Origin of the sequence: Herbaspirillum lusitanum P6-12, assembly GCF_000256565.1 — a bacterium.
Classification (GTDB): Bacteria; Pseudomonadota; Gammaproteobacteria; order Burkholderiales; family Burkholderiaceae_D; genus Herbaspirillum; species Herbaspirillum lusitanum.
The window spans coordinates 1-233 of the sequence record NZ_AJHH01000078.1 but is presented as its reverse complement, the minus strand read 5'-3'; the positions used below and the strand labels follow the sequence as shown (position 1 = coordinate 233).

The window sequence follows — 233 nt, the reverse complement described above, 5'->3', positions numbered from 1 at the left end:
GGCCGCTCCGGCCGGAAGCGCAGGCGGTGGTCGCGCATTTCCAGCGGCAAGGAAAAAGCCTGGTGCTGCTCAGCGGCGATCGCCATGAGGTGGCGCAACGCGTGGCCGACCGGCTCGGCATCCCGACCGCGCTCGGCGATTGTCTGCCTGAAAGCAAGCTGTCATTCGTGCGGCGGCTGCAGCAGGGCGGCGCCATCGTCGCGATGGTGGGCGACGGCGTCAACGACGCCGCC

General features: G+C 70.4%; 1 protein-coding gene. It reads left to right on the top strand.

Annotated elements, in window-relative coordinates:
* Nucleotides 1–233: HAD-IC family P-type ATPase (locus HLUSI_RS26675; RefSeq protein WP_040503084.1), on the top strand; the 233-nt coding region annotated here is incomplete at both ends.